Origin of the sequence: Micromonospora cremea, assembly GCF_900143515.1 — a bacterium.
Lineage (GTDB): Bacteria > Actinomycetota > Actinomycetes > Mycobacteriales > Micromonosporaceae > Micromonospora > Micromonospora cremea.
This window is the reverse complement of the sequence record NZ_FSQT01000001.1, coordinates 2,552,192-2,573,979: the sequence shown is the minus strand read 5'-3', so window position 1 is coordinate 2,573,979 and position 21,788 is coordinate 2,552,192. Positions and strand designations below refer to the sequence as shown.

Genomic DNA, 21,788 nt, shown 5'->3' with positions numbered 1-21,788 from the left:
CCTGTTGAATCAAGCTATCCGATGGGCGCGGCCGCCCCTACCGGACCCTTTTCCGTCGTGTACGTACTGCGAAGGGGTATCAGGTGAAACGAAGACTGTCTCGGACAACGGTGTCGGTTGCTTGCGCGCTGACTCTGGTCGGTACGCCGGTGTTGACGTCGGCGACCACCGCTACCGCCTCGAACCGCGTACCGAAGCCGGAGTCGGTGATCGGCTGGGCGCCGTGTGCCGACTACAAGCTCGCCACCTACGAGCAGATCGCCGAGTACTACCGGGCAATCGACAAGGCCAGCGACCGGATGAAGCTGGTCGAGATCGGCAAGACCAGCGAGGGACGGCCGCAGTTGATGGCGATCGTCTCCTCCGAGAAGAATCTCAAGGACGCGAACCTCAAGCGCTACCGGGAAACCTCGGTGCGGCTCTCTCAGGGCGACTCGCTGTCCGAGTCTCAGGCGCGTGACCTGGCGAAGAACGGTAAGGCCATCGCCTGGGTCGACTTCGGCATCCACTCCACCGAGGTGGCCGGCCACCAGACCGCCCCGCAGTTCGCGTTTGACCTGGTGACCAGCGAGACGCCCGAGGCGCGAGCGATCCGGGACAACGTCATCACCCTGTTGGTGCCGAACGTGAACCCGGACGGCGGCACGAAGGTCGCCGAGTGGTACAAGAAGAACCTGGGTGGGCCCTACCAGGATGCCGGCTACCCCGAGCTGTACCAGAAGTACGCCGGGCACGACAACAACCGGGACTGGTACATGTTCAACCTGCAGGAGACGCAGAACGTCGGGCGTCAACTGTTCCACGAGTGGATTCCGCAGGTCATGCACAACGTGCACCAGACCGCGGTCTTCCCCGCCCGGATCAGCATCCCGCCGTACGAGGACCCGCTGAACCCGAACATCAACCCCCAGGTGGTCCGGGGCGTCAACCTCGTCGGCGACGCGATGGGGCAGCGGCTGGATCGCGAGGGCAAGGTCGGCGCGCTGGCCCGCCAGTCGTACGACATCTGGTGGAACGGCGGCGCGCGGACCGCGCCGTACTACCACAACCAGATCGGCATCCTGACCGAGACCGCGCACGCCTCGGCGACCCCCAGGGTGTACGACCCGGCGACCTTCCCGAAGACCTTCGCGGACGGCACCTCGACGAGCGAACCGTCGGTCTTCTACCCCAGCCCCTGGAAGGGCGGCGAGTGGCACCTGTCGCAGAGCTGCGACTACATCAAGACGGCCTCCTGGGCGATGCTGCGGGTGGCCAGCGACGACCGCGAGGGCCTGCTCTACGGCGCGGCACAGATGGCCCGGGACGGTGCCCGCAATGGTGCCGGCACCACCTACGTGATCCCCGCGGATCAGGCGGACTTCCCGACCGCCACCAAGCTGGTGGACAAGCTGCGCTGGAACAACATCCAGGTCGAGCGTGCGGTGAACTCCTTCACCGTCGGCAAGCGCACATACCCAGCCGGGAGCTACCTCGTGCGAGAGGCCCAGCCGTACCGGGCAGCCGTGTTGGACCTGCTGAACCCGCAGGTCTATCCGGACCGGCGGCTCTACCCGGGTGGCCCGCTGGAGCCGCCGTACGACATCACCGGCTACACCCTGTCGTTCCAGATGGGCGTCGCCGTCGACAAGCTCGGCCAGGCGGTGCAGGCCAGCACTGTCCGGGTCGACTCGCCGAAGGTGCCGGCGGGTGTGGTGGCCGGCGCGCCGAAGTACGCGTACGCCCTCGACCCCCGGGTCAACGACAGCTCCGCCGCCGTGAACTCCCTGCTGGCGGCGGGGGACAAGGTCTTCCACAGCAGCGCTGAGGTGACCACTCGCACTGGCAAGCTGCCGGCTGGCACGTTCCTGGTGACGCCCGGTCCGGGCACCGAGGCTCGGGTGACGGCGCTCGCCGCCCGGTACGGGCTCAGCATCGCCGCGGTGGACGCGAAGCCGGCCAAGGTGCGGGAGCTCGTCGCGCCTCGGATCGGACTGTACGACGGCTTCAACAACTACGACGAGGGCTGGACCCGGCTGGCCCTGGACCAGTTCGGCTTCGGTTACCAGAAGCTGACGAACGCGTCGGTCCGGGCCGGCGATCTGCGGGCGAAGTTCGACACGATCGTGCTGCCCGACGCCACGTACAACTCGATGCGCAACGGCCGGGCGGCTGGCTCGCTGCCGCCGGAGTACACCGGCGGGATGACCGACGCTGGCGTGGCCAACCTGAAGGCGTTCGTCGAGGCGGGCGGCACGGTGGTCACCCTCAACAAGGCCGCAGAGTTGCCGATCAAGGCGTTCGACGTGCCGGTCAAGGACGTCACCGAGGGGGTGCCGGACACCAGCTACAACATTCCGGGCTCGGTGCTGAACCTCAACGTCGACGCCAGTGACCCGGTCGCCGCCGGGTTCGGATCGACCGCGTCGGCGTTCGTCGCCGACGGGCCGGCGTTCGAGGTCGAGGACGGCGCGCAGGGTGTCACGGTGGCGGCCACCTGGCCGAAGACCAACCTGCTGAAGAGCGGCTTCCTCCTCGGTGAGGACGTTATCGGTGGCAAGGCGGCCGTGGTGACGGCGAAGGTGGGCGACGGGCAGGTGGTGATGATCGGCTTCAAGCCGCAGCACCGGGCTCAGTCGCACGGTACGTACCGGCTGCTGTTCAACGCGATGTACCTGGGGGGTCAGCGCTGACCTGACGTCAGTCGTGGTGGCCGAGCGCGCTCTGCGCTCGGCCACCACGCGCGTATGGTGAATGCGTGATCACCTGCGTGGTGCACACCATCAATCCCGAACAGATCGAAGTGTTTGAACGCTTCGCCCGGGAGTGGATGCGGTTGGTGGGCAAGCACGGTGGTGTGCACCACGGTTACTTCCTGCCGGCCGAGGGCGCGAGCGACCAGGCCGAGGGCACAGATACCGGCCACGTTGCTGACCGATCTACGTCAGCAGGCAATGAGCCGCCGGGTCAGCGAAGTGGACCTGACCGTGGGCCTGAACGTGGAGGAGGAATGGCGCCTCGCCAACGGCGACACCATGGCCGTCGCGTACCAGCTCGTGGCCGGGGAGACAGTCGGGTACCTCCGCGACGCCGTAACCGGCGAGCCGCTGCACCAGGCGAGCGTCTGTCGGCTGCACCACCTGGTGCGGCAGGTGGAGACGTGCGCCACCTGCCCCGCCTGCCCCGACCCCGTCAAGCCGTGTGTCCTCTGCGGTGGTCGGCTCTGCGGCCGGTGCGTCGCCTCGACCGACGGCCGCTGCCCCGCCTGCGTTCAGCTGCGCAAGGTGAAGTTGCTGGATCGTGGCCGATTCGGAGTGTCGCTGCGCGGTGCGGCATGGCACGGGGTGGGGCCGCATGCCCAGGTAACCCTGCGGCGGGACAAGGGCCGATGGTTGTTGGAGCGGTGGGACAACGCTGGCCGGATCACGGCGCCTCTCGACAGCGACCGTCTGCTCACCATCCGCCGGATGATCGGCGACGCCGAGTGAGATGGCGGGCGCGAGGTCGCGCTGGGCGTGCAGCCGCGGTTCACGGGCTGGGCGTGGTCGAGGGCGTCGCCGCACCGATCAGCCCGCCGAAGAAGACATCATCGTGAGGATGACCATGGGGGCGACGAAGACGTACCCGAGGACCAGGCCGGCGATCGCCATGCCTCGCCGGACTTCATGTTGTGACGGGTGTCGCGCTGGCCGACGTGGCCGAGGACGACGGCGAGCAGGCACGGCACCCCGAACAGGCACCACCCGCCGAGCACGCCGAGAATCCCCAACACCAGCGACGCCACGGCCAGGCCGGACGTGGGCGGGCCGTGCACGACGATGTGCGCCGGCGGGTAACCGATCGGCGGGTACGGGCCGGGGCTGGCCGGCGTGGCCGGTGCCGGCAACGCCGCCCGGTGCGGGTCATAGCCGGGGTGTTGACGTTCTCTCCGCCCTAAAGGGCAGAGATTCCCTCCACGCTGCGCGTGTACCGCACAGCGTCTGGGCGGATTCCTGCTTCTCGGCGCGGTGCCGGCACGGGTGCCGGTCTTACCTGCGCTCCACAGGCGTTTAGGCTCTCGGCGCGTCCCACCGCGAGTATGTTTCTGGCCGCGTTGACGTCCCGGTCGTGCACGGCCCCGCACGGGCAGGTCCACGACCGGACGGACAGCGACTTGGGTCCGTCGATCCGGCCGCACGTCGAGCATGTCTGCGACGTGGGCAGGAACCGGTTGATTTTTGCAAACGTCCGCCCGCGCCGGGCGGCCTTGTACTTCACCATCTGCACGAACTGCGCCCAGCCCGCGTCGTGCACCGATTTGGCCAGCCGGGTCCGGCCGAGACCGACGACGCATAGGTCCTCGACGTACACCGCTTGGTTGTCGCGGATGATCCGTGTCGAGAGCTGGTGCTGCCAGTCCCGCCGGCTGTCGGCCACCCGAGCGTGCGCGCGGGCGACCTTGACGACGGCCTTCTTGCGATTGTTGCTGCCCCGCTGCTTTCGGGACAGGTCCTGCTGCAACCGGCGCAGTTTGCGGGCCGCCCGACGCAAAAACTTCGGGGCGGCGACCTTCTTGCCGTTGGACAGCACGGCGAAGTGGGTCAACCCGAGGTCGATGCCCACCTCGGTGTCGACCGGCGGCAGCGGGTCGTCGGTGGCGACCACAACGAACGAGGCGAAGTACCGACCAGCCGCGTCCCGGATGACCGTGACCGAGGTTGGTGCGGCCGGCAGATGCCGGGACCAACGCACCGCAAGGTCGCCGATCTTCGGCAACCTGAGCCGGCCGTTGTCGAGCACCTTGAACCGGGCGTTCGCGGTGAACCGGATCGCCTGCCGGTTGTCCTTGCGGGACCGGAACCTCGGCGGGGCGACCGTGCGGCCCTGGCGCTTGCCGCTGATCGAGGTGAAGAAGTTCCGGTACGCGACGTTAAGATCCGCGAGGGCCTGCTGGAGTACCACCGCCGACACCTCGCCCAGCCACTCCCGCTCAGGCGTCTGCTTGGCCTGGGTGATGACCCGCTTCGACAGGTCACCATCGGACAGGTACGCCTCGCCCGCCTCGCGCGCCTGCTGGCGTGCGCGCAGCCCGTCGTTGAACACCACCCGCGCGCACCCGAACGCCCGCGCCAGCAGAACCTGCTGAGCCGGCGTCGGGTAGACGCGGTAGTTGTACCGAAGCTGCACAGGGACAATCTATCAATGGCCCATGGCCGGATTATCGAACGTTCGCACCGGCAGACACTGCGTGTTCACCCTGCACGCTCATGTGGTCTTCGTGACCAAAATTTCGGCACACAGTGTTCGGTGACCGGCACCTGACCCGCCTGCAGGAGATCACGCGGGCGGTGTGCGCCGACTTCGACACCGACCTGGTCGAGTTCAACGGCGAAGGCGAGCACCTACACCTGCTGGTCAACTTTCCGCCCAAGGTAGCCCTGGCGAAGCTGGTCAACAGCCTTTAAGAACGTGTCCTCGCGGCGGATGCGACAAGAGTTCCCCGACCTGATCCGCCACTGCTACCGAGCCAACAAGCTGTGGTTAGCCTCGTACTTCGCCGGCTCGGTCAGCGGCGCACCCTTGACCTCCTGCGCCAGTACATCGAGCAGCAACACCGTCCCGGTTAGCGCACGCTCGGGCCTGGCGGCCCTCCCGCGCGGGCCCTGACCCCCGCCCTAAAGGGCGGAGCACTGGCCCGCATCTTGGTAGCTCATGGTCACTCCCGTACAAGTGGGTAGGTCCGGTCATCGCTGGTCGAGTCGGGCGAGCAGCGCGTTCACCTCGGTGTGCAGCCGGCGCAGCTCCGCGGCCGTCGGCGCCAGCTCGTAGCAGTGGTGGTGCGCGGCGGTCGAGAGCGTGGCCCACGCGTACGCCACCCGCCGGGCGGTCTCCGTGCCCGGCCCGAGCCGTCCGCGCAGCATCAGCTGCTTGGCGCGGCCCTGCCGGCAGGCCGCGACGGTCGGCTTGACCCGCCGCCAGTAGGCGTCGATGCCGCCTTCCAGGGCGAGCCGGATCAGGCAGGCGCAGGCCCGAGGCCACCAGCCGCCGGGAACGGCGACGGCCCCCAGCCGGCCGGAGCCGCGCAGCAACTGGTCGGCCGCCGCCAGGCAGCGCTGCGGCGTCGGCGCGGTCACCGCAGCGCCTCGGCCAGGAAGCGGGCGTCCGCGACCAGGCCCGGCAGGTCCGCCAGGTACGCGCCGTGCACGCCTTCCCGGCACGCCTGGTACGCGTCCACCGCTCGCCGTCCGTGCCGACGGCTCAGCTGGCCGAGGACGTCACCGCCCCGATCGGCGTCGTCGAACAGCGCCAACGCGACGATGGTGGCCAGCCGACGCGACGCGGCCTCGATGGCCGCCTCGATGTCGTCGTGCGGGATACCCCGTGCGACCCGTATCCGCCAGACCACCCGGTGGCAGGCCGCCTCCAGCGCCGAACGGCACAGCTCCGCCACCACCGGCCCGCGCACCTCGGCGGGGATGTCCTCGTTGCGCGACAGCGCGTACGCGTCGTCCAGGTATCGGGTCACCGGATCGGAGCTCGGCCGCAGCGTCACCACCGACTTCTCCGCCCGGTGCACCTCGACAATGCGGGCGTCACCGAGGCCGAGCCGGGTGACCGCGTCGGGCAGGCGGGTGTCGTGGGTGAAGACCACGACCTGCCGCTGCTCGGCCAGCTCGGCGAGCACTCGTGCGAGACCGTCCACCTTCGACGGGTCCATGCTCTGCACCGGGTCGTCGACCACGATGAATCGGAACGGGCTCTCGGGGGCGCAGCTGCGCGGCAGGAAGGTGGCCAGCCCGAGCGCCTGCATCTCACCCTGGCTCATCACGCCGAGGGCGGTGCCGTTGTCGGCGCCGTCGACGTTGACCGGGAAGACCACCCGCCGCCGGGTGTTCGCGCCTTCGAGCGTCATCGCTCCCAGCTCGACGTTGCTCTCCTGCCGCAGCTGCGCCCAGATCCGCTGGGAGTGCCCGGCGAACGGCGCGACCCGCTCGTTGCGGATCTCCGTACCGGCGTCCTTCAGCCAGCCGCGCGCGGCCTTCAACCGGGCCAGTGTCGCCTCCCGCGCCGGCAACCCGCCGGCGGCGGTCACCCACTCGCGCACCTCGGCCGCCGCCGCCCGCCAGCCGGTGTCGCGCTGCCGCAGAAACGCCTCCGCGTACGCGCGGGCCGCGTCCGCCGCCGCCACCACCGCCGGGTACCGCGCGGCCAGGTGGTCGGCCAGGTCGGCCGGCTTCCCGGGTACGCGACGTAGCGCGGCCACGGCGTCGCGCAGCGCGCCGACCGGCGGCTCCGACCCGGGACCCTCGAGCACCGCGAGATCGTCGATCAGGTGGTGGGTCTGCCGCAGCAGAGTCGTGAGCCGGGTCGTCGCCGTCTGGGCGGCGACACTGCGCTGCCGGAGGTCGGTCAGCGACTGCGCGGCGGCGGTACGCCATCCGCCGTCGAGGGTGCCGGTGGCGCAGACCGGGCACGACGCGTCGCCCTGGTCCTCGTGATGTTCGAGGGCGAGGCGGAGCAGTTCGGCGCTGCGCAGCGCGGCGCGGGACCGGCCGCCGTCGTACCGCAGGGCCTCGACCGCCGCCTCCCGCAGCTGACCCGCCAGCCGGGTCACCTCGTCGACCGGCGGCGGGTCGAGGGCGGCGAGTTCCCGGCAGAGCAGCACGGCCTCTTCGGTGGTCGGCTCGTCGGGCTCGTCGAGGATCGCCGTCACCGCCGCGAGGTCGACCGCGCCCCGGCCGCGTAGCAGCGATGCGGTCCGTCGGGCCCGGTCGTCAGCGATTCCGGCGAGCGCGTCGGCCAGGGCGGCGCGCTGTGCGCGTACCTCTTTGATGGTGGTGTCGTGCGGCCGGGCGGCGCGCAGCAGACGCTGGTCGGCGTCGGTGAGCGCGTCCAGGCCGAGGATCGCGAACAGCGCGTCGAAGAGCTGGCTCTGCGTGCCGGCGGCGAGCTTGCCCAGCTCGGCGGCGGTGAGGAATGGCCGGTACAGCTCCAGCGGGCGGGCCAGACCCAACTCGGTGAGGCCGGTGTGCCGGCCCCGGGCGCTGGTGACGGTCACCTCGGCGTCGGCCAGCTCGGCCCCGACCGGCCAGGCGCGGTGCACCCGGGTCGGCGTGGCCACCCCGTCGACCCGCAGCTCCACGCCGACCCAGCACGGATCCGGGTTGTGCAGGTTTCGCCACCCGGTACGCCAGATGCTCGTCTTGTCGGCCCACCGGGCGCTGTCGCCGGTGAGGGCGAGTTCGACGGCCTCGGCGAAGCTGGACTTGCCGGAGCCGTTGCGGCCAATGACCAGGGTGAGGCCCGGACCGGGGTCGATCCGGAGGGTCCGTTCCGGACCGACGCCGCGGAAGCCGGCGACGGTCACCGACTTCAGCCAGATCCGGTCCGCTGGACCGTCGCCGGTGGGGGAGCGCGGGTCGAGTCGGGTGGGGGTGCCGGCGAGCGCCGCGGTCAGGTCGTCCTCGCTGGTCAGCGCGGCGAGGACCAGCTCGGCGGTCTCGGTCGGTACGTCGTCAGCGGCGGCAAGTCGGTCGAAGATCAGCTCGATCAGCGGCGCGGTCGGCTGCGGAGGCTGGGTCATGGTCGTCTCCAGGCGTGTGGTGTCCGCGGGCCGACGACTCGCCGGCCCGCCCGGGTGAGCGGTGGATGTAGGGGGTGGTGACGGTCGCGCGGGTCAGACCGTGGCGTTCGCGTGCCAGTCGCGCAGGAACGCATCAACCAGGGCATACGCCCGGGGGCGCAGGTCGAAGGACTCCTCCCGCCGGCGGCGGGCCATGTGCGACAGGCCGTCGGCAGCCTCGTTGAGCGGGTGGCCGCTGTGACCCTTGACGTGCGCGAAGGTCAGGCCGGGGCGGTGGGCCACCTGCTCGGCGAGCCGGACCAGGGTTGGCTGATCGGACCAGCGGCGCTCGCGCAGGCTGTAGCCGGCGGGCATCGCATCGGTATCGCCGGCCTGCCAGCGGTGCAGGTATCGCAGAGCCGTCAGGCTGTCCAGCAGCACGGTCATGCCGGTCGGCACCTCGTCGTACCCGGTCAGCAGGTAGTCGACCGCGCGCAGTTCATCGACGAGCACCCGGGAGGCGCCGGTCGGGTCGAGCCGGCCGGTGCCCCGACCGAGCAGGCCGTAATGGCCGTCGCTGACCACGTACCCGATGCCCCCGGCGCGGCCCTTCCAGCTGGCGTCGGTCGCAGCCACCAGCGGCGCGGACGCCCCCGCCCAGCGGATCACCCGGCCGCGCCCGCGCTGCTGGTCCAAGCGCGGCGCGACGTGCTCGGTGTGCTCGACAGCGAGGCGCTCGGCGGTAGCGAGCAGTTCGCCGGCGGAGGTCAGCTCCGCGTAGTGGGCGGCGGTGAGAGCGAGGCGGACGGCGTCACCGATCCGCTGGCAGTCGTCGCAGCGGGTGGAGCGGGCGTAGGGACGGAGGGTGAGTGCCCGGCCGTGCAATGGTGGGGGGAGTTCGGCCAGGGCACGGAGGAATTCATCGGGCCGCACGACGCCTCCTGACGTCTCAGGGGAGTTTCAGAGGACCTTGATGGAGTCGACCTGGAGCAGCGGAACGGTGGTCTCGCCGCCGCTCTGGGTGTCGTAGCTGTAGGAGCCGAGCACCGTGACGTTGGCGCGGAAGATGTCGTCCTCGACGAGGTTGTCGAGGTCCGACTGGGACCCGTTGAAGATGGTGTTGGTCTCGTAGTCGTACTCGTCGGCCATGCGGCGGTGAGCGACGTCCGCCCGGAAACTGTCGACGCCAGTGGCCGCGTCGAACTGGGTGACCCGCCCGTAGACCACGTAGGTCTTCCCCAGGTAACCGTCCGGGTCCTTCGCGATCAGCTTCCACTGCCGCTCAGTGAGCGTCTTGTACGACGGCGGCTTCGGCTTGGGCGGCGGGGCCGTCTTCGTCGGGCTGGGGCTGGCGCTGGTAGGGGCCGCGCTGGTCGGAGCGGCAGTGGTGGGAGCCGCTGTCGTCGGCGACACGCTCGTGGGACTGATCGCAGGCGAGCTGCTGGCACCGGCGGTCGCCTCCGGTTCGTCGCCGGCGACCGTGCCGATGACAACGCCGCCGCAGCAGAGGGCGATGGCCAGGGCGATGCCACCGACAGCCCAAGCCCGCACGTGGGACCGCTTCTCGCTGGTGGCAGGGCCGAGCTCGCCGACGAGCATGGTGTCCGCAGTCGCGGCGGACGTCGGACCGCCGACCGGCGGCACCGAGGGCTGCGGCAGTCCGGTCGGCTGGTCGGGCGGATTCGGGGCGGTCGGATCAGTCATGACGGAGCTCCTCGTGTGAACAGGTGGGCTGTGAACAGCCGGGGCGGATCGTTCAGACCCGCCCCGGTGCTACGGGGGAGTGGTCAGCCGAGGGAGACGTCGACGCCGCCGGAGAACGGCGAGTCGTGCAGCTCGAGCTTGGCGAGCTTGACGTTCTTCGGGATGTCGAAGACGACGACGCCGCTGACCTGGTTGCCGGGGTTGACGTCGTTGAGGAACGTCTCGGCGTTCTTGTTGGCGTAGATCGCCGCGCCGCCGTCGGCGGAGTACTCGGTGCCGTCGGCCGCGTACGCCTTCTGGCTGCTGCCGTCGAACATCTGCGCTTCCTTGCCGATGTTCTTCACGTTGACCGTGACCAGGCAGAACTGGCCCTGCGCCTTCTGGCCGAGCATGTCGCTGCCGACCTTGGCCACGCCACACTTGGCGGACTTCACCTTGAACTCGAACTTGCCGTCGCGCGCCGCCTCGCCCACCTTGGCGGTCTTCGCCGGGGCGTCCTCGCCCTTGCCGCTACCGCCGGAGCTCGTGGACGTGTCGGCGGCGCCGGAGCCGCAGCCCAGGGCGATGAGGCCGGTGGCGATCAGAGCGAGAGTGGTGGTCTTGCGCATCGTTGTCCTCCTGATGTGAACGTTGCGGCGTCAATAAGAGCATCGTCCGAGAGCGGTGTCAACAGACAATCTCGTGCTTGACAGATGTGCGAGACTTTCGACGTGCAGGAGAACCCGACCATCACGGCAGCGGAGATCGCCCGGCTCGCCGGCGTCGGTCGCGCTGCAGTCAGCAACTGGCGCAAACGGCACGCCGACTTCCCCGCCCCAGTGGGCGGGACGACGGCGAGCCCCGAGTTCGACCTGATCCAGGTCGAGCAGTGGCTACGCACCCAGGGCAAGCTCCCCGAGCTCGCCACCGCCGACCGGCTCTGGCGACACCTCGCCGCGGCCAGCGACTCCCCAGCCGCCGGGCTCGCGGCCGTCGGCGCGCTGCTGTTGGCCCGTCAGCGCGGCTCCCGAAGCGGCCACCCCGACGCGCAGCTCGCGCCGCTGCTGCCCGACGTCGACGCGCTCGCGGACGAGCTGCGCCCGCAGGGTGCGTTCGACGAGCTGTGGCAGCGGTTCTCCGCACCGGGGCCCGGCCGCCCCTTCGCCACCCCCGACGACCTCGCCGACCTGATGATCGGGCTCGCCAGTGTCGGCGGCGGCTCAGTGCTCGACCCGGCCGCCGGCTCCGGCGCCATCCTGCGAGCCGCAGTCCGCGCCGGCAGCACCTCGGTGTACGGGCAGGAACTCGACGAGGACCTGGCCCGGCTCGCCGGCCTGTGGCTGGCCCTGCACGACGTACCCGGGGAGGTGTGCCCCGGTGACTCACTGCGCGCCGACGCCTTCGCCGGCCGCGCCGTCGTCGCCGTCGTCTGCCACCCACCGTTCGGCGCCACCAACTGGGGCGACGAGGAGCTCGGGCACGACCCCCGCTGGATCGTCGGCACCACACCCCGTACTGAGCCGGAGCTGGCCTGGGCGCAGCACGCCCTGGCGCACCTACGCGTGGGCGGGCACGCCGTACTGCTGATGCCCCCCACGGTGGCCAGCCGGCGCGCCGGCAAGCGGATCCGCAGCGAGCTGCTGCGCCGAGGCCATTTGCGCGCCGTCATCGCGCTCCCGCCGGGGGTGGCAGCGCCGCACGGCGTACCCCTGCACCTGTGGGTGCTGCGGCGCGCCGCGGCCGACGCACCGCCGCCGGCGCGGGCGCTGCTGATCGACGCCGCAGGCGGCGACCTGGCCGACACCGCACCGCGCGTGCTGGCCGCGTGGCGGGCCTTCGCCACTGCCCCGGACGCCGACGTCGAAGAGGCCGGCTTCGCCCGCGCGGTCCCGGTCATCGAGCTGCTCGACGAGGAGGTCGACCTCACCCCCGCGCGCCGGCAACCGGCCGTCGCGGGCGAGGCTTCAGGAGAGCATCTGGTACGCACCAGAGAACGCTTGGCCGCCATCGTCGGCGAGCTGCCGGCGCTGCTGCCGCAGGTCACACCCGCGCCCGACGGGCCAGACGGCCTCTTCCTCACGGTGGGGGAGCTGGCAAAGACGGGGGCGCTTCAACTGATCGGCCCGGTCCGCGCCGGCACGTCCACACCCGCACCCGACGGGCCGCCGGTGCTCACCGTGCCGGACGTGCTCGCCGGGGTGGAGGCGTCCGGGCGGGTCGACGACCGGTTCGGGCAGGAGATCCCCCTCGCTGTGGGGGACGTGGTGGTGCCGATGATCGCGCGGCAACTCATCCCGCGGGTGGTCACCGCCGACGGCGCGCTGTTGGGGCGCAACCTCTACCTGCTGCGACCCAACCCGGCGGCGCTGGACCCGTGGTTCCTGGCCGGGCAGCTGCGGACGTCGGCGAACGAGAAGCAGGCGTCGAGTCTCTCCGGAACCATGCGGTTCGACATTCGACGGGCGCAGGTGCGGCGGCTGCCGCTCGACGAGCAACGGGCGCACGGGGACGCGTTCCGGCGCCTCGACGCCTTCGAGTCAGCGATCCGACAGGCCGCTTCGCTGGGGGCGGAACTGGCCCAACTCACGGCCGACGGCCTGGCGCGCGGGTCGATCCGACCGGACAGCCCGCGGTGAGGTCAGACTGGTCAGCAACCGCAGGAACCGCCATTCGGACGGTACCTCGTTGAATGTTCAACGTTGTACGGTCATGCGTCCGTCAGGCGCGGGTCCGACAGTGCGGATCAGCGGTTCGGGCGGGTGTCATCGTGAGGGGGACGAATGACGCTGGGCAAAATCGGCGGCTATGACCTGGTCAGGCCGCTCGGCTCAGGTGGTATGGGCGATGTCTTCTTCGCGGTGTCGCCGACCGCCGAGCGGGTCGCCGTCAAGGTGATCAAGCAGCACCTCATCGAGGCGCCCACGGTGCGCGAGCGGTTCGCCGCCGAGGTCGACAGCCTCAAGCTGGTCTTCGGATCCCGGGTTGCCCGCCTGGAGGGTGCCGACCCCTACGCGAACCCGGCCTGGCTCGCCGTGGAGTACGTCCCCGGCGCCACGCTGCGCCAGCATGTCGACGCGCGAGGGCCGCTTCCGCTGCCATTGGCCGCGATGTCCGGCGCGATGCTCGCCGAAGGCCTCGCCAAGGTGCACCAGGTCAAGCTGTTGCACCGCGATCTCAAGCCGCAGAACATCATCCTCGGCCCCGACGGCCCCAAGCTCATCGACTTCGGTCTTGCGGTGCTGATCGAGCGGGACGACTACCTGACCGAGCCGGGTGCCCTGGTCGGCACTCCCGCGTACATGTCACCCGAGCAGGTCAAGGGTGAACGGGACCTCACCCCGGCGGTCGACATCTATGCCCTCGCCGCGACGTTGGTCTTCGCTCTCACCGGCCACGGGCTCTACCCGGCGACCAACTCGTGGAACCTGTTGCTGCGCATCAGCGAGCCGGCCGATCTTCCTGATCTCTCCGAGGTGCCGGCCGAGCTGGTGCAGTTGCTCGGCACGATGCTCGCCTTCGACCCCACCGCCCGACCCGGCCTGACCGACGTTCGTGCTCGGCTGCTCGCGGTCGCCACCGCCGTCAGCGGCAAGAGCGTCCACGCCCTGCGCCAGGAGGTGGCGGCGCTCACCTACGACGGCGACACCGAGCTGCTGGTTCCGCCGGACCTGGATGATCCGCGACAGGACCCGGAGGGCACACCGGTCATCGAGGCGGACACCGTCCCGGTGCCGGAGACGACACCCACGAAGGTCGACCCCGAGCGGCCCGCCAACCCACGTGCTGACGTCACCTGGCTGGTCGACAAGATGCGCCGCCAGTACGCCCGCCGCTCGACCCTGTAGGAAGGCACCACCGATGACCACCTCCCAGGCCGCGACCTTCGCCCCGGGCTCCCGCATCGTCGTACGCGACGAGGAATGGCTGATCCGCAGCGTCAAGACCGGCACCGCGGACGGCACGATGGTGAAGGCGGTCGGCGTCTCCGAGTTCGTCCAGGATGTCGAGGCGACCTTCTTCACCGCGCTTGAGGACATCACGCCGCTGGTGCCCGAGGAGACGGAGCTCGTTCAGGACACGTCGTCGCGGTTCCGGCAGAGCCGCCTCTTCCTAGAGGCGGTGCTGCGGCGTACTCCGCTGCCGCGCACCGAGCGTGGGTTGGCCCTCGCCGACCGGTTCCTGCTCGACGCGCTGACCTACCAGCAGCGGCCCGTCGAGTTGGCGCTGTCCGGGTTGCGGCCGCGGATCCTGCTCGCTGACGTGGTGGGCCTGGGCAAGACCCTGGAGATCGGGCTGATCCTCGCTGAGCTGATCCGACGGGGCCGAGGTGAGCGCATCCTGGTTGTCTCGCCGCAGCAGGTCCTCGAACAGTTCCAACGAGAACTGTGGACCAGGTTCGCGATCCCGCTGGTCCGGCTCGACTCGACCGGTATTCAACGCATCCAGCAGGAGATCCCGGCTGGGCGGAACCCGTTCACCTATTTCAAGCGGGCCATCATCTCGGTCGACACCCTCAAGGACGCGGGCCAGTTCGGCCATCACCTGGACGCGACGACCTGGGACGCCGTGGTCATCGACGAGTCGCACAACCTCATCAACAAGGGCACGCAGCGCAACGAGCTGGCCCGCCGCCTGGCTGCGAAGACCGACGCGTTGCTGCTGGCCAGCGCGACCCCGCACAACGGCGACAAGGAGTCCTTCGCACAGCTGATCTCGCTGCTCGACCCGGCGGCCATCGCCAACGAGAAGGACTACCAGGCCAGTGACATCGCCCACCTCTACCTGCGCCGCACGAAGATCAGCCCGGAGGTACGCGACCAGATCGGTGACCGCTGGGCTGACCGTGGCCCCTCTCAGGCATTGCACTGCACAGCGACGCCCATCGAGGAGCAGATCTTCGACGAGCTGACCGACGTGTGGCTGGCCGGCAAGTGGACCGACGAGGCGATCACCGGGCAGCACCGGCTCTTCCCGTACACCCTCTTGAAGTCCTTTCTGTCCTCGCACCGGGCGCTGCACGAGACGGTGAAGAATCGGCGCGACAAGACCACCGGCACTGAGCGGGCAGCGCTGGACCGGCTCGCGGAGCTGACCTCCGCGATGACCGACCGGGGCTCCAGCAAGCTCAAGGGACTGGTCGACGAGCTGAGGAAAATCGGTGTCGGCAGGGGCAGCGACACGCGGGCCGTGGTCTTCTCCGAGCGAGTGCCGACCATCAAGTGGCTCGCCGAGGTCGTCCCCGGGCTGCTCGGCCTCAAGCCGAACGCGATCCGGGTGCTGCACGGCGGTGTGGCCGACAAGGACGAGCAGACGATCCTGCAGGAGTTCGAGCTGGCCGGCAGCGACGTCCGGTTGCTCTTCACCGGCGACGTCGCCTCTGAAGGCGTCAACCTGCACCAGCAGTGCCACCACTTGATCCACTACGACATCCCGTGGAGTCTGATCCGGATCGAGCAGCGCAACGGCCGTATCGACCGTTACGGGCAGAAGCACCAGCCGCAGTTCCGCGCGCTGATCCTCACCTCCGACCGCGAGGACGCCAAGGACGACCGGACGGTCGCCGAGAAGCTCCTCAACCGGGAGGAGACCGCGCACCGCAGCCTCGGCAGCGTCGAGGCCGTGACGGGCCAGTACGACGCCAAGGCCGAGGAGGACCGGCTGGTCCGGGACCTGCTCGCCGGCAAGTCGGTGGACCAGTCCTACGAGGCTGCCCACGCCGAGGTCGACGTGATGGCCGACCTCTTTGCGGAGGTGGGCACAGCGCCCGTGGCGGCGGACGTGCCCCTGGCCCGGGTGCCGAAGCTCTTCGCCTCCACGCAGGACTTCGTCGACGCCGCCCTCTACGAGATCTACGAGGACCGGCCCGAGGACCACATCGACCTGCGCCGCGAGGACGAACTGATGACCTTCCTCGCCCCAGACGACCTGGTGCACCGGCTCACCGACCTGCCCCGCACCTACCTGCGCGCCCACCGCGAGGGCGAGGACCTGCGGCTCAAGGTCACCTTCGATCGCGCCCTCGCGCAGCGCAAGCTCGACCAGGCCCGGCAGAGCAAGACTCCGATGTGGCCGGACATCGCTTTCCTCAGTGACGTGCACCCGATGGTCGACTGGTTGGTCGACAAGGTCCTGATCCGGCTCGGCCGCCAACAGGCCCCGGTGCTCACCGCCGACGTGGCCGCGCCGACGTTCCTGATCCAGGGCGTCTACGCCAACCGTCTCGGCCAACCCACCGTCGTCCAGTGGATGGCCGTCTCCGACCTGCCCGCGTCGCCGACGATCCGGCCGATGGACGAGGTGCTGCGTGAAGCCAACGTCGGCCCGACGATGGTCAACCGCGCCGAGGCCATCGCGATCGAACCGCTGAAGGCACTGCTGCCGGAGGCCGTCGACGTCGCCCGCCAGTACCTGGAGGGCAAGCGCGCCGAGTGGGCCGAGGCCAACGCCGAGCCGCTGCAGAAGCACCGCCAGCAGCTGAAGAGTTTCCAACAGGCCAGCCTCTTCGATGAGCTGCCCGGTGCGCACCGGGAGAAGCGACGCCAACGCGTCGACACCACCGTCCAGGAGCAGCACGACCTGCTCGACCGCTTGGAAACCGCCGGCGACCCGCTGCTGCGGGTGCTCGCCGTCCTCGTACCGTCCTCGGAGAGTGCCGCATGAGTTTCGAGTCGCTGACCAACCGCGGCGAGTACCTCTCCGCGCACTACCTCGCCGAGATCCTGCCCACCACCCTCAAGGGCGGTCTGCTCAAGCAGTGGGCCGAGCAGGAGAAAGCCGGGGAGGGCACGCCACGCACGAACCTGCGCGGCATGCGCCGGCAGTACTTCGACGCCAAGACCGAGCTGACCGACGTCGACTTCTTCGACCCGGAGCGGCTGCGCAAGCAGCACCAGGACGTGCTGCGGGCGCTCGACTTCGACCCGCAGCCGCAGACCATCACCGTCGAGCGCAACGGCCAGGAGTACGAGGTCAGCGTCGCCCACGCCGAGTTGACCACCGCACACGGCATTGTCGCGTTGGACTGCGGTTGGGCGGTCGACACCGAGGCAGCACAGGACCCGGAGGACGCCGGCCGCCTGCTCGACCCGCTCACCCTGTCGAGCACCGAGACCATCGAGACGGGCGCCAAGCTCGCCTCGCTGCTCTTCGCCGCCGACAGCCCGAAGCCCCGTTACGTGCTGATCCTCAGCGGTGGCGTGATCACTCTCGCCGACCGCACTGTCTGGGGCGAGGGCCGCTACCTGGCCGTCAGCCTCGATACCGCGTACGCCCGCAACGACGACAAGGAACTCGACGTCGTCGCCGCGCTCTTCGGCGCCGACTCGCTGCGTCCGCCTGCCGAGGGCGGCACCGAACCCCTCGCCGAACTGGTCGCCGGCTCCCGCCAGCACGCCGTCGGGGTCTCCAGCGAACTCCGCGAGGGCCTGAAGGTCTCCGTGGAGCTCATCGCCAACGAGGTCCTCGACCAGATCCGCCGGGCCGGCTTCCACCCGCAGCAGGTGATGGACCTCGATGAGCTGGCCAAGGAGCTGGGCCGGGAGTCGCTGCGCTACCTCTATCGGATCCTGTTCCTGCTCTACGCCGAGGCGCGCCCCGAACTGGGTGTGCTGCCGGTCAACGACCCCCAGTACGTCGAGGGCTACAGCCTTGCCCGCCTCGGCGACCTCGTCTCCCGCCGCCTCGCTCCCTCCGCCGAGGACGGCACCCACCTGTACGAATCCCTCGACCTGCTCTTCCGCATGGTCAACGAGGGGCACCGGCCGCGCGGCGGCGCGGACGTCGACGACAAGGCCAGCGAGGGGGAGGGGCTGCGCTTCGAGCCGATGCGCTCCGACCTGTTCCTGCCGGAGAAAACCAAGCTCATCGGCCGGCTGATCGCCGAGCCGGGCAGCGACCCCGACGACGAGCACGCACCGAAGATCGACACGCGGCTGCGTAACAAGGTCCTCTACGAGGTGCTGCGCCGGCTGATGCTCACCAAGGGTGGCAAGAAGCGCCGCGGCGGCTTCATCTCGTACGCCCAGCTTGGCATCAACCAGCTCGGCGCGGTCTACGAGGGCCTGATGTCGTACACCGGGTTCGTCGCCACCGAGCAGCTATACGAGGTCGCCAAAGACGGCGACCCGAAGGATGGCTCGTGGATGATTCCGGCCTCCAAGGTCGACGAGTACGACGACGGTGTCTTCGTCTACAAGGAAGACCCGTACACCGGCGTTCGCAGCCGGGTCAGTCACCAACCCGGTGAGTTCGTCTACCGGCTCGCCGGCCGCGACCGGCAGACCAGCGCCTCCTACTACACCCCACAGTCGCTCACCGAGGTCACCGTCCAGCTCGCCCTCAAGTACCGGCTCGACCAGGACGACACGATCACCCCGGCCCGTGAGCTGCTGGACTGGACGATCTGTGAGCCGGCACTCGGCTCCGGCGCGTTCCTCAACGAGGCGATCAACCAGGTCGCCGCCGAATACCTGCGGCGCCGCCAGAAGGAGCTGGAGGTCACCCTCGACCCGGAGGACTACCACCTCGAACTCCAGCGGGTGAAGGCGTACATCGCCCTGCACAACAGCTACGGCGTCGACCTCAACCGAACCGCCGTCGAACTGGCCGAGGTGTCGCTCTGGCTCAACGTCATGCACGCCGGCCTCCAAGCACCCTGGTTCGGCCTGCACCTGCAACGCGGCAACTCCCTCATCGGCGCCGGACGCAAGACCTACGGCCCGAAGCAGCTCGCCGACAAGTCATGGCTCACCACCACGCCGAAGGAGCAGCCCTTCCGGGACGGGCCGATCGACGAGGGCACCATCCACCATTTCCTGCTCCCCGCCGACGGCTGGGGCGCGGTCGCGGGGGAGAAGGAGGCCCGCGAGCTGGCGCCGGCTGAGACCGCCCGACTAAAGGCGTGGCGTACGGCGATGAAGCGCACGCCGTCAGCCAAGGGGAAGAACTCGCAGGTCCAGCGCTTGCAGGCTCTCGCTCGGCGGGTCGAGTTCCTGTGGGGGCTGGTGCAGCAGCGGCTCGACATCTCCGAGCGGGAGATCCGCCGCGACATCGCAGTCTGGGGCGCCGAGGATCTGCCGAAGGTCACGGAGGCGGTGCCCCGGGAGGAGATCCTCGCCGACCTGACCGCGCCGGGCACGCCGTACTGGCGGCTCAAGACGCTGATGGACGTCTGGTGCGCGCTGTGGTTCTGGCCGCTGGACAAGGTCGGGCTGCTCGACGGCTCCGACCCGGTCTACCCGGCCGCGCCCGTCCAGGTCTCGCACATCAAGGACGAGCCGGCGTACGAGGAACCGGCCGTCTACGAAACCGCGGACATCTTCGGCAACGTGCAACCGCAGCAGATGAAGCTCCCGACCAAGCTGACCGGCGGCACCCGGCGGATGACGGTGGCGGAACAACTCCGTCAGCAGGTGCCGCTGTCTAGCCTCGACGACTGGTTGACCTTCGCCGAGGCGCTCATCGGGCGAAGTGACGCGGATGAGAATACCGAACGGTTCTTTGGCCGAAAGCTCACGAGCCTGAGCGAGATGAGCGAGTTCGAGCGGAAGCTCGACGGGGTCATCGGTGTCGATTCACCCTGGACCCTCTCCGATCGGTTCCCCTGGCTTCTCGCTGCCGACCAGATCGCCGAGCAGCAAGGCTTTTTTCACTGGGAACTAACCTTCGCCCAAGCCTTCGCCGAGGGCGGCTTCGACCTCCAGGTAGGCAACCCGCCGTGGGTGCGGCCCGATTGGGTTGAAGATGTAGTGCTCGCGGAGAGCGACCCTTGGTTTCGGCTCGTGGAGAGGCCGACGACGGAGGAGTGGCGGAAGCGGAAAGCGGAGCAATTCAGTAAGCATGACCGCTGGCTCCAGTATTTCCTTTCGGAGTTGGCAATGAACGTTGGAGTGGTGCAAGTCCTTGGTGGTGCCGTTACATACCCACTTCTTGATGGCACCCGGCCCGACCTGTACCGCGCATTTATGTGCCGGGCATGGGAGAACCTCGGGCAATCCGGAATCGCTGGCCTAATCCATCCGGACACGCATTTCGCGGGATCTCGCGAAGGTAAGCTTAGAGCGGCTGCCTACAGGCATCTTAGATTCCATGCGCACTTCTCGAATCGCCTACAGCTGTTTGATGAGGTTGCAGGGACGCGGCAGTTCGGCGTCCACCTCTATGGCGCTACCGGTTCCATCAATTTCACACACGTTAGTTGGCTTTTCGCGCCTGGCTCGCTCACCGCCTCCCTAACTCATGATGGGAGCGGAGAAGCGCCGGGTATCAAGCATGATGGGCGATGGGAACTGCGCCCTCATCGCGCTCGCCTTGTGACGGTAGACCAAGATCGGCTAAAACACTGGCGAAAGTTGCTGGGCGGCCAGGAGTCGGTAGAACAGACGAGGTTGCTGTTCCCGGTTACGTCAGTAGAGGATGGAGCAATGCTTGCGCTCGCCCAGGCCAGCCGCCGCCTACATCATCTCCATCCAGTGACAAGCCTCGGATTCGATGAAGGAAAGGCCAAGAAGGACGGGCTAATCGTTTGGGACACGGGATCTCGCGAGGATTGGGATTCGATCGTTCTCCAAGGCACTCATATCGGCATAGCTACGCCATTGGCGAAACAGCCCAACGTTCCCTGCAAGTCAAATCGTGACTGGCAGGCATTTGACCCAAGCAGCATGGATGCGGATACCGTTCCTCGGGCCAACTACCGTCGCTCCACCACTCTTGATAAATTCCAGTCGGCACAAGACAACTGGAATGGTCAGAGGTACTCTCGCTTTTATCGACTAGCTTGGCGAGAGATGGTCCCTTTCGATACTGAGCGTAGCTTACATGCTGCTCTTATCCCGCCTGGGCCGACTCACGTTGATGCAGTAAATACGATGAGGCTCTCGGAGTCGTTGGGAACCGTTCTTGTCGCGGGTTTCTGGGCGTCACTTCCGCTGGACTATCTGCTCCGAGTTTGGGGTAAGAACCATTTGCGGATGACGGAGGCTCGCAACTTTCCTGCTCCCCAGTCTGATCATCCGCTCGCGGCCGCGTTGGCAATCCGAACCCTGCGACTAAATTGCATGACCCGCGCTTATTCGACGCTGTGGTCGGAGGTTTACGATCCTGCATGGCCTTCCAACGAAAACTGGTCGATTAGCCAACGGCCCGCTCGCCCTCTAGCTGATGTTGGACCCTCATGGGTGTGGAGTTCTGCCCTGCGTACTGAGCAAGAGCGTAGAGCGGCGCTCGTAGAGATTGATGCCTTGGTGGCGGTGTGGCTCGGTATCGCTCCCCAGGAACTGGTATCCATCTATCGGTCCAGATTTCCAATCTTGGCTGATTATGAAGCGGAAACCTGGTTTGATGATGCGGGTCGAAAGATTGCGGCGAATCACCACGCTTTCGGTGTGGGTCAGTCGAAAGAAGACCATCTTAGGTTAGTGAGATATCTGGAATCCCCAGAGATGGAACTTCCGCCGAACGGCTATGTGGCGCCGTTCTACAAGGCCGATCGGGAGAATGAGTATCGGCAGGCGCATGCCGTGTTCAGTAAGCGGCTTCAGGATGCGATCGACGCGGGCTGGCAGCCGTCGTAGCCTGCTACCCC

The 21,788-nt window shown here is 68.7% G+C and carries 13 protein-coding genes and 1 pseudogene; 7 read left to right on the top strand and 7 right to left on the bottom strand.

Translation table 11 applies throughout. From position 1 onward, the window contains the following. Positions 1-110 precede the first annotated feature (110 nt). Both BUS84_RS11805 and BUS84_RS38625 read left to right on the top strand, forming a co-directional pair. A complete protein-coding gene (locus BUS84_RS11805; protein ID WP_143728337.1) occupies positions 111-2,672 on the top strand; it encodes a M14 family metallopeptidase in 2,562 nt (853 codons plus the stop codon). A gap of 261 nt (positions 2,673-2,933) precedes the next feature. Next, entirely contained in the window at positions 2,934-3,467 is a 534-nt protein-coding gene (locus BUS84_RS38625; protein ID WP_074311339.1) for a hypothetical protein, read from the top strand. A gap of 98 nt (positions 3,468-3,565) precedes the next feature. Here the strand turns inward: BUS84_RS38625 and BUS84_RS37470 are convergent, their stop codons facing one another. Then, positions 3,566-3,865: a DUF4190 domain-containing protein gene (locus tag BUS84_RS37470; protein ID WP_143728336.1), complete on the bottom strand. Its 300-nt coding sequence runs from the start codon at positions 3,863-3,865 to the stop codon at positions 3,566-3,568. Positions 3,866-3,912: 47 nt separating this feature from the next. After that, complete coding sequence (locus BUS84_RS11790) at positions 3,913-5,145, bottom strand: RNA-guided endonuclease InsQ/TnpB family protein (protein WP_143728335.1); 1,233 nt, start codon at positions 5,143-5,145, stop codon at positions 3,913-3,915. A gap of 22 nt (positions 5,146-5,167) precedes the next feature. Between BUS84_RS11790 and tnpA the strand changes: the two are divergent. Then, positions 5,168-5,585 (top strand): annotated as a pseudogene (gene tnpA / locus BUS84_RS11785) (IS200/IS605 family transposase). Positions 5,586-5,702: 117 nt separating this feature from the next. On the opposite strand, the gene BUS84_RS11780 reads toward tnpA, so the two are convergent. The 5 genes from BUS84_RS11780 to BUS84_RS11760 form a co-directional block, all read right to left on the bottom strand. Next, positions 5,703-6,092 carry a hypothetical protein gene (locus BUS84_RS11780; protein ID WP_074311335.1) on the bottom strand — a complete coding sequence of 130 codons (390 nt, stop codon included), beginning with the start codon at positions 6,090-6,092 and terminating at the stop codon, positions 5,703-5,705. Further along, complete coding sequence (locus BUS84_RS11775) at positions 6,089-8,542, bottom strand: AAA family ATPase (RefSeq protein WP_074311333.1); 2,454 nt, start codon at positions 8,540-8,542, stop codon at positions 6,089-6,091. Before BUS84_RS11775 ends, BUS84_RS11780 begins: the two co-directional genes overlap by 4 nt. A 93-nt stretch (positions 8,543-8,635) precedes the next feature. Next, positions 8,636-9,454: a ribonuclease HI gene (locus tag BUS84_RS11770; protein ID WP_084757354.1), complete on the bottom strand. Its 819-nt coding sequence runs from the start codon at positions 9,452-9,454 to the stop codon at positions 8,636-8,638. A gap of 27 nt (positions 9,455-9,481) precedes the next feature. Next, positions 9,482-10,225 (bottom strand): hypothetical protein, encoded by a 744-nt coding sequence (locus BUS84_RS11765; RefSeq protein ID WP_074311329.1) that lies wholly within the window; start codon positions 10,223-10,225, stop codon positions 9,482-9,484. An 83-nt stretch (positions 10,226-10,308) separates the two neighbouring features. Continuing rightward, positions 10,309-10,833, bottom strand: coding sequence for a DUF4352 domain-containing protein (locus BUS84_RS11760; RefSeq protein WP_074311327.1), 525 nt, complete (start codon positions 10,831-10,833; stop codon positions 10,309-10,311). An 84-nt stretch (positions 10,834-10,917) separates the two neighbouring features. Between BUS84_RS11760 and BUS84_RS11755 the strand changes: the two genes are divergently transcribed. The 4 genes from BUS84_RS11755 to BUS84_RS11740 all read left to right on the top strand — a co-directional run bounded on the left by BUS84_RS11755 (position 10,918) and on the right by BUS84_RS11740 (position 21,777). Next, on the top strand, positions 10,918-12,840 hold the full coding sequence (locus BUS84_RS11755; protein WP_244298481.1) for an N-6 DNA methylase: 1,923 nt from the start codon (positions 10,918-10,920) through the stop codon (positions 12,838-12,840). Positions 12,841-12,984: 144 nt separating this feature from the next. Beyond that, on the top strand, positions 12,985-14,049 hold the full coding sequence (locus BUS84_RS11750) for a serine/threonine-protein kinase (protein ID WP_074311325.1): 1,065 nt from the start codon (positions 12,985-12,987) through the stop codon (positions 14,047-14,049). Between the two features lie 13 nt (positions 14,050-14,062). Beyond that, the gene (locus BUS84_RS11745) at positions 14,063-16,864 is read left to right on the top strand and encodes an SNF2-related protein (RefSeq protein WP_074311323.1); all 2,802 of its coding nucleotides are present in this window, start codon (positions 14,063-14,065) and stop codon (positions 16,862-16,864) included. Further along, on the top strand, positions 16,861-21,777 hold the full coding sequence (locus BUS84_RS11740; RefSeq protein ID WP_074311321.1) for a DNA methyltransferase family protein: 4,917 nt from the start codon (positions 16,861-16,863) through the stop codon (positions 21,775-21,777). The genes BUS84_RS11745 and BUS84_RS11740 overlap by 4 nt, the downstream gene beginning before the upstream one ends. Positions 21,778-21,788: the final 11 nt, after the last annotated feature.

Bases quoted from the DNA above. Each gene is read 5' to 3' on its own strand.
- BUS84_RS38625 (WP_074311339.1), top strand. From the start codon at position 2,934: ATGAGCCGCCGGGTCAGCGAAGTGGACCTGACCGTGGGCCTGAACGTG.
- BUS84_RS11775 (WP_074311333.1), bottom strand. From the start codon at position 8,542: ATGACCCAGCCTCCGCAGCCGACCGCGCCGCTGATCGAGCTGATCTTC.
- BUS84_RS11765 (WP_074311329.1), bottom strand. From the start codon at position 10,225: ATGACTGATCCGACCGCCCCGAATCCGCCCGACCAGCCGACCGGACTG.
- BUS84_RS11760 (WP_074311327.1), bottom strand. From the start codon at position 10,833: ATGCGCAAGACCACCACTCTCGCTCTGATCGCCACCGGCCTCATCGCC.
- BUS84_RS11755 (WP_244298481.1), top strand. From the start codon at position 10,918: ATGTGCGAGACTTTCGACGTGCAGGAGAACCCGACCATCACGGCAGCG.
- BUS84_RS11750 (WP_074311325.1), top strand. From the start codon at position 12,985: ATGACGCTGGGCAAAATCGGCGGCTATGACCTGGTCAGGCCGCTCGGC.
- BUS84_RS11745 (WP_074311323.1), top strand. From the start codon at position 14,063: ATGACCACCTCCCAGGCCGCGACCTTCGCCCCGGGCTCCCGCATCGTC.
- BUS84_RS11740 (WP_074311321.1), top strand. From the start codon at position 16,861: ATGAGTTTCGAGTCGCTGACCAACCGCGGCGAGTACCTCTCCGCGCAC.